The sequence below is a fragment of the Streptomyces sp. NPDC057428 genome (assembly GCF_042803195.1).
In the GTDB taxonomy this organism is placed as follows: Bacteria; Actinomycetota; Actinomycetes; order Streptomycetales; family Streptomycetaceae; genus Streptomyces.
In genome coordinates, this window is record NZ_JBHVCT010000245.1 from 1 (window position 1) to 1,025 (window position 1,025).

General features: G+C 66.5%; 1 pseudogene. It reads left to right on the forward strand.

Going from position 1 to position 1,025, the window contains the following annotated elements:
* Positions 1 to 125: 125 nt before the first annotated feature.
* Positions 126 to 886: pseudogene (locus ACFU5K_RS32040) on the forward strand (ISL3 family transposase); the annotation flags it as partial.
* Positions 887 to 1,025 lie beyond the last annotated feature (139 nt).

The window sequence follows — 1,025 nt, forward strand, 5'->3', positions numbered from 1 at the left end:
ACGGTGTAGGAACCTCGATCTTCTCACCGGCAAAGTGCACCTGTCGCCATATCAGCTGCCACACACCCCGCACTACCTGCGGATTCGGGTCTGAGAGGACGCACGGCGTCCCGTCCCCGACCCAACACAAGAAGCGGCACAAGTACCTCACCGTCGTCGTCGATCACGATTCGGGCCGTCTGCTGTGGGCCGAACCCGGCCGGGACAAGGCCACCTTGAACAGGTTCTTCACCCTGCTCGGCCCCGAGCGGGCCGCGAGGATCACGCACGTGTCGGCCGACGCGGCGGACTGGGTGGCGGGCCGGTGGCCGAACACTGCCCGCAGGCGGTGCGCGTGATGGACCCCTTCCACACGGTGAAGTGGGCCACCGACGCCCTGGACGTCGTACGCCGCGAGGTCTGGACCACCGAGCGCAAGGGCAAGGGCCGGACCACGGCGGGATCGAAGTCGCTGAAGAAGGCCCGCTTCGCACTCTGGAAGAACCCCGAGGACCTCACCCAGTACCAGCGGGCCCAGCTGGAGTTCGTCGCCAAGGCCCACCCCGTCCTCCACCGCGCCTACCTGCTGAAGGAAGGACTCCGCCTCGCCCTGAAGTCCGGCACCGACACTCCCCAGGCCCTGTGGGACTGGGTCCTCTGGGCCCGCCGCTGCCGCATCGACGCATTCGTCGACCTCCAGCGGTCCATCGTCCGCCACTGGGACGCGATCACCGCCGCCGCCGAGCACGGCCTGTCCAACGGACTCGTCGAATCGATGAACACCAAAATCCGGCTCATCACCCGCATCGCCTTCGGCTTCAAGAACCCCCAGGCCCTCATCGCCCTCGCCATGCTCAGCCTCGGCGGCCACCGCCCCCACCTCCCAGGCCGTCAACTCCCGAACTGACCACCCACGGATCCGACAGGAGAGCCACAATTAGCGGGGGATTTCGGGCTCTCCTGCCGTATGTGTGGGTGTCCTGACCTGCCCTGATACGGGAAACACGCCGTCTCCTGTGATCCTTGAGGTGTCTGGACTCAAATTG